The sequence below is a fragment of the Pseudomonas syringae genome, from assembly GCF_021606685.1.
GTDB classification, from domain to species: domain Bacteria; phylum Pseudomonadota; class Gammaproteobacteria; order Pseudomonadales; family Pseudomonadaceae; genus Aquipseudomonas; species Aquipseudomonas syringae_R.
The window spans coordinates 162,395-174,771 of the sequence record NZ_WKCB01000002.1 but is presented as its reverse complement, the minus strand read 5'-3'; the positions used below and the strand labels follow the sequence as shown (position 1 = coordinate 174,771).

At 60.6% G+C, this 12,377-nt stretch carries 11 protein-coding genes; 4 read left to right on the top strand and 7 right to left on the bottom strand.

Annotated features, from left to right (window positions below; genetic code table 11):
• Positions 1 to 64: 64 nt before the first annotated feature.
• Both GIW02_RS01700 and GIW02_RS01695 read right to left on the bottom strand, forming a co-directional pair.
• Positions 65 to 613 carry a sugar ABC transporter ATPase gene (locus GIW02_RS01700; protein WP_135291200.1) on the bottom strand — a complete coding sequence of 183 codons (549 nt, stop codon included), beginning with the start codon at positions 611 to 613 and terminating at the stop codon, positions 65 to 67.
• Positions 614 to 748: 135 nt separating this feature from the next.
• Positions 749 to 1,516 carry a sulfite exporter TauE/SafE family protein gene (locus tag GIW02_RS01695; protein WP_236414047.1) on the bottom strand — a complete coding sequence of 256 codons (768 nt, stop codon included), beginning with the start codon at positions 1,514 to 1,516 and terminating at the stop codon, positions 749 to 751.
• A 99-nt stretch (positions 1,517 to 1,615) separates the two neighbouring features.
• Here GIW02_RS01695 and GIW02_RS01690 point away from each other — a divergent pair, with 99 nt between their 5' ends.
• From GIW02_RS01690 to leuA, 4 genes are all read left to right on the top strand, one after another.
• Positions 1,616 to 2,506, top strand: a complete 891-nt coding sequence (locus tag GIW02_RS01690; protein WP_236414055.1) for a LysR family transcriptional regulator — start codon at positions 1,616 to 1,618, stop codon at positions 2,504 to 2,506.
• Between the two features lie 10 nt (positions 2,507 to 2,516).
• A complete protein-coding gene (xseA, locus tag GIW02_RS01685; RefSeq protein ID WP_236414057.1) occupies positions 2,517 to 3,896 on the top strand; it encodes an exodeoxyribonuclease VII large subunit in 1,380 nt (459 codons plus the stop codon).
• Positions 3,897 to 3,899: 3 nt separating this feature from the next.
• Positions 3,900 to 4,721 (top strand): M23 family metallopeptidase, encoded by an 822-nt coding sequence (locus tag GIW02_RS01680; RefSeq protein ID WP_236414059.1) that lies wholly within the window; start codon positions 3,900 to 3,902, stop codon positions 4,719 to 4,721.
• A gap of 323 nt (positions 4,722 to 5,044) precedes the next feature.
• Positions 5,045 to 6,724 carry a 2-isopropylmalate synthase gene (gene leuA, locus GIW02_RS01675; protein ID WP_017530007.1) on the top strand — a complete coding sequence of 560 codons (1,680 nt, stop codon included), beginning with the start codon at positions 5,045 to 5,047 and terminating at the stop codon, positions 6,722 to 6,724.
• 178 nt (positions 6,725 to 6,902) lie between these two features.
• Here leuA and GIW02_RS01670 read toward each other — a convergent pair whose 3' ends face one another.
• The 5 genes from GIW02_RS01670 to GIW02_RS01650 form a co-directional block, all read right to left on the bottom strand.
• Positions 6,903 to 7,694, bottom strand: coding sequence for an amidohydrolase (locus GIW02_RS01670; RefSeq protein ID WP_236414061.1), 792 nt, complete (start codon positions 7,692 to 7,694; stop codon positions 6,903 to 6,905).
• Complete coding sequence (locus GIW02_RS01665; protein WP_236414063.1) at positions 7,682 to 8,830, bottom strand: pyridoxal phosphate-dependent aminotransferase; 1,149 nt, start codon at positions 8,828 to 8,830, stop codon at positions 7,682 to 7,684. Before GIW02_RS01665 ends, GIW02_RS01670 begins: the two co-directional genes overlap by 13 nt.
• Positions 8,831 to 8,965: 135 nt before the next feature.
• Positions 8,966 to 10,435, bottom strand: coding sequence for a ribosome biogenesis GTPase Der (gene der / locus GIW02_RS01660; RefSeq protein ID WP_053135513.1), 1,470 nt, complete (start codon positions 10,433 to 10,435; stop codon positions 8,966 to 8,968).
• Between the two features lie 134 nt (positions 10,436 to 10,569).
• Positions 10,570 to 11,721: an outer membrane protein assembly factor BamB gene (gene bamB, locus GIW02_RS01655; protein ID WP_124525058.1), complete on the bottom strand. Its 1,152-nt coding sequence runs from the start codon at positions 11,719 to 11,721 to the stop codon at positions 10,570 to 10,572.
• Complete coding sequence (locus tag GIW02_RS01650) at positions 11,714 to 12,355, bottom strand: YfgM family protein (RefSeq protein WP_101272842.1); 642 nt, start codon at positions 12,353 to 12,355, stop codon at positions 11,714 to 11,716. The genes bamB and GIW02_RS01650 overlap by 8 nt, the downstream gene beginning before the upstream one ends.
• Positions 12,356 to 12,377 lie beyond the last annotated feature (22 nt).

The window sequence follows — 12,377 nt, the reverse complement described above, 5'->3', positions numbered from 1 at the left end:
TATACATGCACCCTGTCGGGCTCAATGTAAAACTCTGACAAACTTGGTAATACTGATAGAAGGATTAGAGTTCTACTTTGACCCAACTCATCTTCTGGTCCAGCCAATCGGCAAATTCGTCGATAAAGCTCTGCTTGAACCCCGCCTCCGCCCAGTTGTTGAAAATGAATCCCAGGTTGGAAAAGCCGCATTCCTGCAGGAACAGAAACCCGTTGATGTCGTCTTCATGCCCACACAGCGGGCAGGTGAAGTTGTCGGTGTGGCCGGGCATCCAGTCTTCCAGGCTTTCGAACAACGCTTCGCCGACTTCCTTGCGGCACTCAGGGCAGCCGGCCTCTTCGAGAAAGCCCTTGGCTGGCGTATAGATGCAGCGTTTGTAGATGATCTCCAGGCCGTTGACCGGCTCGTTGAACGGCAGCGCCTCGGGGTGCAGCACCACGGCGCGGGCGCCGTCGGCCAACGCATAGCCCATGCGGTTGCCGGTGCGGCCGCAGGTGGTCAGCTCTTCCTTGATGATGTTCTTGCGCACCAGCCAGCGCACGATCGCCCGGGCGCGGGGTTCGTGGACCGGCAAGGTGGAGATTTTGGGGACAAGGATGCTTTGGGAATTCATGGGAGTCCTGCGGTGTGGCTGCTGACGCCTTCGGGGGCAAGCCCCCTTCCACATTCGAGCGCATTTCAATGTGAGAGCGGGCTTGCCCCCGATGGGGCCCTAAAGGCTGGCAGCTTAATCCCTGAAAAAATCAGGTCAAGTACTCAAATACCGCCCAATCAACGCAAGCCCACTGGCCAACACCAACCACGTCACCAACCGCACAAACGCCTCGCGCGACATGCGCATCGTCAGCCTGCGGCCAAACCACAGCCCCAGCGCCATCGCTGGCAGCAGGCACAGCGCCAACATCAACAGCGGCCAATCCGCATACACGCCGGCGATCAGGAACAGACTCAGGCGCACCACCGTGCTGCAACTGATCAGCGCGCTTTGCGTGGCGCGCGCTGCGTCCTTGGGCAGACGACTGTTCAGGTAGATCGCGTATAAAAAGCCGCCGCTGCCGAACAGCGCGCCAAACAGCCCACCGACCGTGCCCATGGGCACCGCCCACCCTTTGGCGAGCTGCGTGGGACGCGCTTTCACCGCCAGGCTGTAGATCGCATAGGCGCTGATGAACAGCCCCATCAACAGCAACAACAGGTCGGAATGCAGGTTGAGCAAGAACACCACGCCCAGCGTGCAGCCAATCGCCATGCAGGGCAGCAGTCGCAGCAACTCCGGCTTGTTCACGTCACGCCGCGATTGCAGCAGGTTGCCAAACGCTGCGACAAAATCCAGCAACACCAGCAGCGGGATGATTTTCGACAGCGGCATAAACACGATCAGTATCGGCCCCGCCACCAGCGCGGTGCCGAACCCGGCGATGCCAAACACGATGTAGGCAATCACCACGCCCACGCCGATCAGCAGCCACTCCACACCGCTAAACGACCATTGGCTCATCAGCTCAACCGGGCTCATGGGTTATTCCTTGTTAGAGATGGACATCACTTTAGCCATCGGTAAGGGTTGCGACTAATATCTTCAAAGCCCACCACCTATCTCGAAAAGGCATGACGCGTGATCTCGACCCGCCAACTGCGTTACTTCGTTGAAATCGCCGACAGCGGCAGCTTCAGCGCTGCCGCCGAGCGCCTTTTTGTCGCCCAGTCCGCCCTGAGCCGGCAGATCAAGGAGCTGGAAGCCCAGCTGCAAACCCCGCTGTTCGAGCGCACCGCGCGCCAACCGCGCTTGACCGCAGCCGGCGAGGCCTTCTACCCACGGGCGCGCAACCTGTTGAGTGAATTGCTCAAGGCCAGTGAAATGGCGACCCAAGTGGGCAATGGCCAGCTCGGCACCCTGCGCCTGAGCCATTCGAGCACCGTGCCGATGAGCGGTGTCTTGCTGCAAGGCATCAGCACCTGGCTGGAGCGCTGCCCCGGCGTGTCGATGGATATCGCCAAACTGTCCTCCGAAGCGCAGCTGGAGGAAATCGCCGAGGGGCGGCTGGACGTCGGCCTGCTGCGTTTGCCGGTGTTGCGCCAGCGCGAAGGCGTGCGCGTGGTGCCTTTGTATGAAGAGCAAGTGCTGCTGGCCGTGCCGCCTGACCATCGGTTGGTACGTAGCAATGCAGCTGTCGAATTGGCGCAACTTAAAGACGAGGCGTTTATCTCGATCCCCCATCCGCAGCGTGGCGGCCTGAGTTATCTGTCAGCCGAGCTGTGCATGCGCGCGGGCTTTTTTCCCAAGGCCGCGCGGGTGATGTCGCGCAAGACCACCCAGTTGCAACTGATCCAGGCCGGCTTCGGTATTGCCTTGTTACCAAAATCCATGCAGCACATCGCCCCCGCCAACGTGCACTTTTTGCCCCTTGCCGACCCCGACTGCCTGAGTACCGTGGCCTTGGCTTACGCGCAGGCGCCGAGCGCGCTGGTGGAGCAGTTCTGTCAAACCGTGCACGAATGCCTATAAACTGCCGCGCATGATTAAAGATCCCTTTGCCCGCCTGGGCCTGGACCGCGAAGTCCTGACTGTCAGCCAGCTCAACGGCCGTGCGCGGGTGTTGCTCGAAGACGTGTTCACCAATATCTGGGTCGAAGGCGAGATCTCCAACCTCGCCCGCCCCGCTTCCGGCCACGTGTATTTCACCCTCAAGGACAGCGGCGCCCAAGTGCGTTGCGCGTTGTTTCGCAACAACGCCGCACGGGTGCGTCAGGCGCTCAAGGATGGCCTCGCGGTCAAGGTGCGCGGCAAGGTCTCGCTGTTCGAAGGCCGTGGCGACTACCAGTTGATCCTCGATACCGTCGAGCCTGCCGGTGACGGTGCGCTGCGCCTGGCCTTTGATGCCTTGAAGGAAAAGCTCAGCGCCGAAGGCCTGTTCAGTGCCGAACGCAAAGTGCCGCTGCCAGCGCACCCTCGGCGCATTGGCATTATCAGTTCGCCGACCGGTGCGGTGATCCGCGACATCATCAGCGTGTTCCGCCGTCGCGCGCCGAACATTGAACTGACACTGATTCCCACGGCCGTGCAGGGCCGCGAAGCCATCCCGCAGATTGTGCGCGCGCTGAAACTGGCGGATGCCCGTGGCTTCGATGCACTGATCCTGGCCCGAGGCGGCGGCTCGCTGGAAGACCTCTGGTGCTTCAACGAAGAAGCCGTAGCCCGTGCGGTGGATGCCTGCATCACACCGATCGTGAGTGCCGTGGGCCATGAGACCGATGTGTCGATCAGCGATTTCGTCGCCGACGTTCGCGCCCCTACCCCCTCCGCTGCGGCTGAGTTGCTCGCGCCAGACGCCAGCCACCTGGTACGCCAGGTCGAAAACCTGCACCGCCGCCTGGTGATGCTGATGCGCAATCGGCTGACACACGACCGCTTGCGGCTGGAAGGCATGGCCCGGCGCCTGCGCCACCCTGGCGAACGCCTGCGCCAACAGGCCCAGCGCCTGGATGACCTGGACATGCGCCTGCGCCGCGCCTTCGAGCGCAGCCTTAATACTCGACGCGAACGCCTGATCCGCTTGGAAACCCGCCTCGCCGGCCAACACCCGGGTCGCCAACTGGCCCTGCTGCGCCAGCGCCTGGAGAGCCTTGCCGAACGCCTGCCGCGCGCGATGCGCGAAGGCCTCAAGGCACGTCGCCTGCAACTGCAAAGCCAGGTGCAGACGTTGCACGTGGTGAGCCCGCTGGCGACCCTGGGCCGTGGCTACAGCATTTTGCTCGACGAACGCGGCCAGGCAATTCGCACTGCTGCGCAGACCCATACCGGCCAGCGCCTGACCGCGCGGCTCGGTGAAGGCCAATTGCAAGTGCGGGTGGAAGACAACCACCTGACACCCGTTACCCTTTCGCTACTGGATTGATCGATGCCACGTTTACTTAGCCTCTTGATGCTGCTGTGCCTCGCCTTTAATGCCCAGGCCGACAGCTATATCACCCGCACCCTGAACAAACCGGTGCCGGGTGGCGTTGCGGTGGTTGAGCTGGGCCCTTCGACCAACGCGCCGAAAGCCACGTACCAGGGCAAGCCGGTGCTGGTGGTGAAGGAGCAAGACAACTGGCTGGCAATTGTCGGCATTCCACTGACGGTCAAGCCGGGCAATGAGCGCGTCAGCAGTGGCGGGCGCAACCTGCCGTTTATCGTCGGTTACAAGAAATACCCGGAACAACGCATCACCCTGAAAAACAAAAGCCAGGTCAACCCCGACCCCGCGCAGCTCAAGCGCATCGAAGCCGAGCTGGCGGTACAGATCAAGGCGTATCGCAGTTTCAGCCCGAACCTGCCGAGCAATCTGGTGCTGGATAAACCGGTGAATGGGCCGCTGTCGAGCAAGTTCGGTGTACGCCGCTTCTTCAACGGCGAGGAACGCAACCCTCACTCGGGCCTGGACTTCGCGGTACCCGCCGGCACGCCGATCAAAACGCCGGCGAACGGCAAAGTGATTCTGGTGGGCAACTACTTCTTCAACGGAAACACGGTCTTTGTCGACCATGGCCAGGGCTTTATCAGCATGTTCTGCCACATGTCGACCATCGACGTGAAAGTCGGCCAACAACTGGTACGCGGGGCCGTGGTGGGCAAGGTCGGTTCGACCGGCCGCGCGACCGGGCCGCATATGCATTGGAATGTCAGCCTGAACGATGCGCGGGTAGACCCGGCGATCTTTATCGGCGCATTCCAACCCTGAATGTTTGAATTGCGCAGCCAGTAATGGCTGCGCAATTAAAACCAGCGCTCAACTGATTCACCGCCACAAAATCTCGCCCCCGACTCAAATAGCAAAACTTCTCTCAATTTTTCTCGACTGCTTGCCATCTTTCACCCCGGCGGTTAGGGTTGAGCTTATGAAAACCTCTCACACCCTCATTCAGCTCCGCCAGCACCGCAGCCTGTGCCTCGTCAGCGCACGACTGCCAGGCTGAATCGATCTGCCTCGTCCTACGCTTCGTCCCCAACAATAGTTACACGGCAGGCCGCCTTTTCTCGGCCCCTACAACAAAGGATTTCCCGATGAGCATGCTCAAAGACCCGTCTTCGAAGTACCGCGCGTTCCCGACCATCGATATCCCGGACCGCACCTGGCCGTCGAAAACCATCACCACCGCGCCGATCTGGTGCAGTTCCGACCTGCGTGATGGCAACCAGTCGCTGATCGAACCGATGGACGCGGTTAAAAAGCTGCGTTTCTGGAAGACCCTGGTTGCTGTAGGCGTGAAGGAAATCGAAGCGTCGTTCCCGGCGGCATCGCAAACCGACTTCGACTTCGTGCGCACCCTGATCGAAGACAACCACATCCCCGAGGACACCACCATTCAGGTGCTGACCCAGGGCCGTGAAGACTTGATCGCACGCACCTTCGAATCTCTGCGCGGCGCCAAAAAAGCCATCGTGCACTTGTACAACGCCACGTCGCCGTCATTCCGTCGCATCGTGTTCAACCAGGACAAGGACGGTATCAAGGCCATCGCGGTCAACGCCGCCAAGCTGTTCGTCAAATACGCCGCCCAGCAGCCGGAAACCCAGTGGACCTTCGAATACTCCCCGGAAACGTTCAGCGCCACTGAGCTGGAGTTCGCCAAGGAAGTGTGTGATGCGGTGATCGAGGTGTGGAACCCGACGCCTGAGCACAAGATGATCCTCAACCTGCCGGCCACCGTGGAATGCGCCACGCCAAATATCTATGCCGACCAGATCGAGTGGTTCGGTCGCCATATCAACCGCCGTGACAGCGTGATCATCAGCCTGCACACCCACAACGACCGTGGCACCGGCGTAGCCGCCACCGAGTTGGGCCTGATGGCCGGCGCCGATCGTGTCGAAGGCTGCCTGTTCGGCAACGGCGAGCGTACCGGTAACGTCGACCTGGTCACCGTGGCATTGAACATGTACACCCAGGGCCTCGACCCGCAGCTGGACTTCTCCGACATCGACGGCGTGCGTAAAGTCGTCGAGGAGTGCAACCAGATCCAGGTGCATCCACGTCATCCGTACGTCGGCGACCTGGTGCACACCGCGTTCTCCGGTTCCCACCAGGATGCTATCCGCAAGGGCTTCTCCCAGCAGAAAGACGATGCGCTGTGGGAAGTGCCGTACTTGCCGATCGACCCGGCCGACATCGGCCGCAGCTACGAAGCGGTGATTCGCGTGAACAGCCAGTCGGGCAAAGGCGGTATCGCCTACCTGCTGGAGCAGGAATACGACATCAGTTTGCCGCGTCGCATGCAGATCGAATTCAGCCAAGTGGTACAGGCCGAAACCGACCGCGTGGGCCTGGAGATGACCGCACCGCAGATCTACGCCTTGCTGCAGCGTGAATACCTGCAAGCCAACACCCCGTACGCGCTGGTCAGCCACCGCCTGCAGGAAGAGAACGGCAACAGCTTTGTCGAGGTTGAAGTCTCGGGCAAGGGCCAGGGTGAAACCAACCTGCACTGGAAAGGCAAAGGCAACGGCGCGCTGGAAGCCTTGGTGGCTGGCCTGCCAATTGGCGTGGAAATCATGGACTACAACGAACATGCAATCGGTGCTGGCACCAACGCCAAGGCGGCTGCCTATATCGAACTGCGTGTGAACGGCGAACGCCCGGTGCATGGCGTGGGTATTGATGAAAACATCACCACCGCCAGCTTCAAAGCGCTGTTCAGTGCGCTGAACCGCTCGTTGAGCCAGCAGGAAGCGAAAGCGGCGTAAACACTTACCGCTGAAGTGCAAAAGGCCCCTGGGTGAGAACCCAGGGGCCTTTTTTGCTTTAAATCAGCGCTGATGCTGATGGCCTCTTCGCGAGCAAGCCCGCTCCCACATTTGACCGCATTCCTATTGGATAAACGCGGTCGAATGTGGGAGCGGGCTTGCTCGCAAAAGCGGTGTATCAGACAAACTGAAAACTATCGGCATCCAGGTTCGCCGGAAACTTGGTGCGATACGCCGCTAATTCCGCCGCATCCAGGTTCACCTGAAACACCCCATCCGCCTCCCCCGCACTCAGCAGGGTCTCACCCTGGAAATCCAGCACCTGGCTGTCTCCCGTGTAGGCAAAGCCCTTGCCATCCGTACCGACCCGATTCACTGCCGCCACGTAGCACAGGTTTTCGATGGCCCGCGCCGGCAGCAAACGGTTCCAATGCAGTCGCCGCGCACCTGGCCAGTTGGCGGTGTACAGCAACAAGTCAGTGTCCTGAGCATCGCGGCTCCACACCGGAAAACGCAGGTCGTAGCAAATCAACGGACGAATACGCCAGCCTTTCAATTCGAACTGCACCTGACGCTCGCCGGGGGTGTAGTGGTCGTGTTCGCCGGCCATGCGGAACAGATGGCGCTTGTCGTAATGCAACACTTCGCCGTCCGGGCGCGCCCACAGCAGACGGTTGCGATGGCTGCCGTCGGCGGCCTGGATGATCACGCTGCCGGTGATCACCGCGTCGTACTTGGCTGCCTGGGCCTGGAGCCAGTGATGCGTCGGGCCATTTTCCGGCTCGGCCAGGGTGGCCGATTCCATGGAGAAGCCCGTGGTGAACATCTCCGGCAACACGATCAGGTCGGCCCCCCTGGCCTGCTCCAGCAACAGCTCGAAATGCTCAAGGTTGGCCTGGCGATCATGCCAGGCCAGGCTGGTCTGGATCAGGGCGATGTTCAAGTTCGGCAATGTGCTCAAATCACGCATAGTTTTTCCGCCGCTTGCTGCAGCGTCTCCTCGCGTTTGGCAAAGCACAGGCGCACCAGGCGCTGGCCTTGGGGTGGGTTCTGGTAGAACACCGAGACCGGAATCGTCGCTACGCGGTGTTCGCGGGTCATCCACAGCGACATGGCGACGTCATCCAGGTCCGGGCGAACCTGTGAGTAATCCACCAGTTGGAAGTAGGTGCCGGCGACCCGGGTAAAACTGAAACGCGACGGCGCCAGCAGGTCGCAGAACAGGTCGCGCTTGGCTTGATAGAACCCCGGCAGCTCGTCGACGTGCTCCGGGTGTTCAGCCATGAAGTCAGCCAGCGCGAACTGCAGCGGGGTTACGCCGCAGAAGTTGACGTATTGGTGCACCTTGCGCAGTTCGGCGGTCAGCGCCGGCGGCGCGACCACGTAGCCGGTTTTCCAGCCGGTAACGTGGTAGGTCTTGCCAAAGGAGCTGACCACGAACGCACGCTGATACAGTTCTTCATGGGCCAGCACGCTGACGTGGGGCACGCCATCAAACACCAGGTGTTCGTAGACCTCATCGCTGACCAGGTAGATATCACGGTCGCGGATCAGTTCGGCCAATTGGTCCAGCTCGGCACGGCTGATCAGCGCGCCAGTGGGGTTGTGCGGGGTGTTGAGGATGATCATGCGTGTACGCGGTGAGAGCGCGGCCTTGATCTGTTCGAAGTCGAGCGCAAAGCCCTGCAGACTCAACTGCACATGCACGCAACGACCACCGGCCAGCTCGACCGAGGGCTCGTAGCTGTCGTAGCACGGGTCGAACACAATGACCTCATCGCCGCTGCGGATCACCGCCTGGATCGCGCAGAAAATCGCCTCGGTGGCGCCAGGGGTAATGGTCACTTCGCTGTCGACATTGACCGTGGCGCCATAGCTGCGGGCGATCTTGGCGGCCACTTGCTGGCGCAGCACCGGCAGGCCGGTCATCGGCGCGTACTGGTTATGGCCGAGGGCGATATGTTTGCCTACCGCGTCGAGCAACGCCTGGGGGCCATTGAAGTCGGGGAAACCCTGGGACAGGTTGAGCGCGCCGGTTTCGGCGGCCAGTTGAGACATGGTGGTAAAGATGGTGGTGCCGACATTCGGCAGCTTGCTGGTGATCATCGGAGGCCCCTGCAGGTGAGCCCCAAGTTTTAAGCTGCAAGCCACAGGCGGGTCAAGCGACAAACCATCGCACACAAAAAAGGGCTCCAAAGGAGCCCTCTCTTACAGCCTGTAGCTTACAACTCAAAGCAGCGCTTATTTCTTGTCGCGGCGCTTCTTGTCGGCCTTCTTGTGGTGAGTCATCAAACGACGCTTCTTGTTCACCTGACGGTCAGTCAAGGTGTTCTTGTTGCCTTCGTATGGGTTCTCACCACCCTTGAACTCGATGCGGATCGGCGTACCGACCAGCTTCAAGACACGGCGGTAGGTGTTTTCCAGGTAACGCACGTAGGACTTAGGCACCTTCTCGATCTGGTTACCGTGGATCACGATAATCGGCGGGTTGGCACCACCCAAGTGGGCGTAACGCAGTTTGATCCGGCGGTTGTTGACCATCGGCGGAGCGTGCTCGCCCACCGCATCTTCCAGGATCTGGGTGAGGCGGTTGGTCGGCCAGCGGGTAACCGCAGACTTGAACGAGTTCTGTACGGACGCGTAGAGGTTGCCCACGCCGGTGCCGTGCAGTGCCGAGATAAAGTGGATATCCGCGAACTCGACGAAGAACAACCGACGCTGCAGCTCGATTTTGACGAAATCGCGCTCACTCGGCGTCATGCCGTCCCACTTGTTGATCGCGATTACCAGGGCGCGACCGGCTTCCAGGGCAAAGCCCAGCAAGTTGAGGTCGTGGTCCACCACGCCTTCGCGGGCGTCCATCACGAAGATCACCACGTTGGCGTCTTTGATCGCTTGCAGGGTTTTGACCACGGAGAATTTTTCAACTTCTTCGTGGATCTTGCCGCGCTTGCGCACACCGGCGGTGTCGATCAGCGTGTACTTCTCGTCGTTACGCTCAAACGGGATGTAGATACTGTCGCGGGTGGTGCCGGGCTGGTCGTACACGATAACCCGGTCTTCACCGAGCATGCGGTTGACCAGGGTCGACTTGCCCACGTTAGGACGGCCGATGATAGCGATCTTGATACCGTCTTTTTCGCTCGGGCCAGGAATGCGCTTGGCTTCCTCACCTTCGGCAACGATCTCTTCTTCGCCTTCTTCTTCCTCAGCGTCATCCTTCGGGAAGTCGCGCAGGGCGATTTCCAGCATTTGGGTGATGCCGCGACCGTGAGCACCGGCGACCGGGATCGCGTCGCCCAGGCCCATCGGGCTGAATTCGGCACGGGCCGCTTCGGGATCGATGTTGTCGATCTTGTTGGCGACCAGATAGGAACGCTTGTTGCGCTTGCGCAGGTGCTCGCCAATCATCTGGTCGGCAGCGGTGTAGCCCGCGCGGGCGTCCACCAGGAACAACACGACATCGGCTTCTTCGATAGCGAGCAGCGACTGCTCGGCCATCTTTTCGTCCATGCCATGCTCGTCACCGGAGATACCCCCGGTGTCGACGATAATGTAGGAGCGCCCTTGCCACTTTGCCTCACCGTATTGGCGATCACGGGTCAGACCGGACAAGTCGCCGACAATGGCGTCGCGAGTCCTGGTCAGGCGGTTGAACAAGGTGGACTTGCCGACGTTAGGTCGGCCCACCAGGGCGATTACGGGAACCATGCGGCTCTCCACTTCGTTATTTCAGAAAATACAAAAGCCGCTGCATGGCAGCGGCTGGTGCTCGGGGCAGCATATTCAAATGCCGCATGCCCCGCCTGAGCGGGGCCGCCTGGGTGTTACCCCAAGCATAGTTCTTACTTGATGGTCAGGGCTTCCAGCTTGCCGCTGTTGCCAAACACATAAAGCATGTTACCCACGACCAGCGGACGCGCACGCAGGCCGTCGCTGTCGATACGCTCACGACCGACAAAGCGACCGTCTACCTGGCTCAGCAGGTGCAGGTAGCCTTCGAAGTCGCCTACCGCTACGTAGCTGGAGAACACTTCCGGTGCCGACAGTTGACGGCGAGCCAGCGAGTCGTTGCTCCACAGTGCAGTGGTGGAACGCTCGTCGACACTTTCAACGGTGCCGGACGCCAGGCTTACATAGACGCTGCCAAAGCCTTGGGCGACACCTGCGTAGCTGGAAGCATCACGCTGCCAGTTGACGCGGCCGCTCTGCAGGTCCAGCGCGGCAACGCGGCCCTGGTAAGTGGCGACGTAGAGGGTTTCACCCGACAACAGCAAGCCGCCGTCGATGTCCACTACGCGGTCCAGCTCGGAGCGACCTTGCGGGATGGCCACACGGGTTTCCCAGGCCGGTACGCCGTTCTGGGTATCCAGGGCGACCACTTTACCGGTCGACAGGCCTGCAACGGCCAGATTGTTGGTCACAACCGGACCACTGGTACCGCGCAGGGTCAGCACCGCAGGGGTGCTGTCGTACAACCAACGCTGCTCGCCAGTGCTGGCGTCGAGGCCGATCACACGGTCGTCCTGGGTCTGTACCACGACGATATCGCCGTTGGTGGCAGGCGGTGCGAGCACTTCACTGGTCACGCGAGCGCGCCATTTCTCTTCACCGGTGCTGGAATCCAGGGCCACGACTTCGCCTTTCAGCGTGCCGAGCATCACCAGGCCATAACCCACGCCTACGGCGCCGGAGACGGGCAATTCGAGGTCTTTCTTCCACTTCACGTCGCCGTTCATGCGATCCATGGAGATCACCACGCCGGTCACGTCAGCGGCCACAATGTTGTCACCGTCGATTGCCGGTACCAACATGTTGTAAGTGTCGCCCTGACCGTCACCGATGGAGCGGCTCCACTGCTTTTGCAGGACCACTTCTTCCTTGAAGCTGGTCAGCTCGGCAGGAGGCAGTTCTTTTTTACTGTTGCTGCTGCAACCCGCGGCCAGAACGGCCAGAGCCAGCAATGCTGCATGTTTCCAACGGATCACGTCACGCATCCCCTTTGGCCAAGTCGTCCAGCTTGATTTGTAAGCCACCGACCGCCGCTTCATCAGACAGCGCCGCCTTGGCTTTCTTGTACGCAGCATTGGCTTCGTCGGTACGACCCAATTGGACCAACAGGTCGCCCTTGAGCTCTTCGCGAGTGGCTACAAATGCCTTGTCCGCATCGCCGTCGAGCAGTTTGAGTGCTTCGTCAGCCTTGTTCTGTGCTGCCAATACCTGAGCCAGGCGCTGACGTGCGATTTCACCCAGGGTCGGGTTGGTCGGTTTGTCGGCGATGGCCTTCAGCTCGGTGGCTGCATCATCCAGCTTGCCGGTGTCGACCGCGACTTTCGCGACGAACAGGCTGCCGTACTGGGCGTAGGTGCTACCGCCGAATTCGTTCTTGAGCTTGCCGGCCAGGTCCGCCACTTGCGCAGGGTCAGGCTTGCCGTCAGGCGTCAGCGTGGTTTCCAGCAATTGCTGATAGAGAATCGAGGCGCCCTGGGACTGGTTGGCCTGATACTTGGTCCAGGCTTGCCAGCCGAACACCACCACTAAAGCCAGCAGACCACCGGTAACCAGGGGCTTGCCGTTACGCTGCCACCAGTCTTTGAACTCGGCCAGCTGCTCATCATCAGTACTCGACACCCCAATACTCCTTAATCGCTAA

What these genes read in the sequence shown, in the direction of transcription:
- GIW02_RS01680 (WP_236414059.1), top strand. Translation starts at nt 3,900, where the DNA reads ATGCCACGTTTACTTAGCCTCTTGATGCTGCTGTGCCTCGCCTTTAAT.
- bamB (WP_124525058.1), bottom strand. Translation starts at nt 11,721, where the DNA reads ATGCGTGACGTGATCCGTTGGAAACATGCAGCATTGCTGGCTCTGGCC.
- GIW02_RS01665 (WP_236414063.1), bottom strand. Translation starts at nt 8,830, where the DNA reads ATGATCACCAGCAAGCTGCCGAATGTCGGCACCACCATCTTTACCACC.
- leuA (WP_017530007.1), top strand. Translation starts at nt 5,045, where the DNA reads ATGAGCATGCTCAAAGACCCGTCTTCGAAGTACCGCGCGTTCCCGACC.
- xseA (WP_236414057.1), top strand. Translation starts at nt 2,517, where the DNA reads ATGATTAAAGATCCCTTTGCCCGCCTGGGCCTGGACCGCGAAGTCCTG.
- GIW02_RS01670 (WP_236414061.1), bottom strand. Translation starts at nt 7,694, where the DNA reads ATGCGTGATTTGAGCACATTGCCGAACTTGAACATCGCCCTGATCCAG.
- GIW02_RS01700 (WP_135291200.1), bottom strand. Translation starts at nt 613, where the DNA reads ATGAATTCCCAAAGCATCCTTGTCCCCAAAATCTCCACCTTGCCGGTC.
- der (WP_053135513.1), bottom strand. Translation starts at nt 10,435, where the DNA reads ATGGTTCCCGTAATCGCCCTGGTGGGCCGACCTAACGTCGGCAAGTCC.
- GIW02_RS01695 (WP_236414047.1), bottom strand. Translation starts at nt 1,516, where the DNA reads ATGAGCCCGGTTGAGCTGATGAGCCAATGGTCGTTTAGCGGTGTGGAG.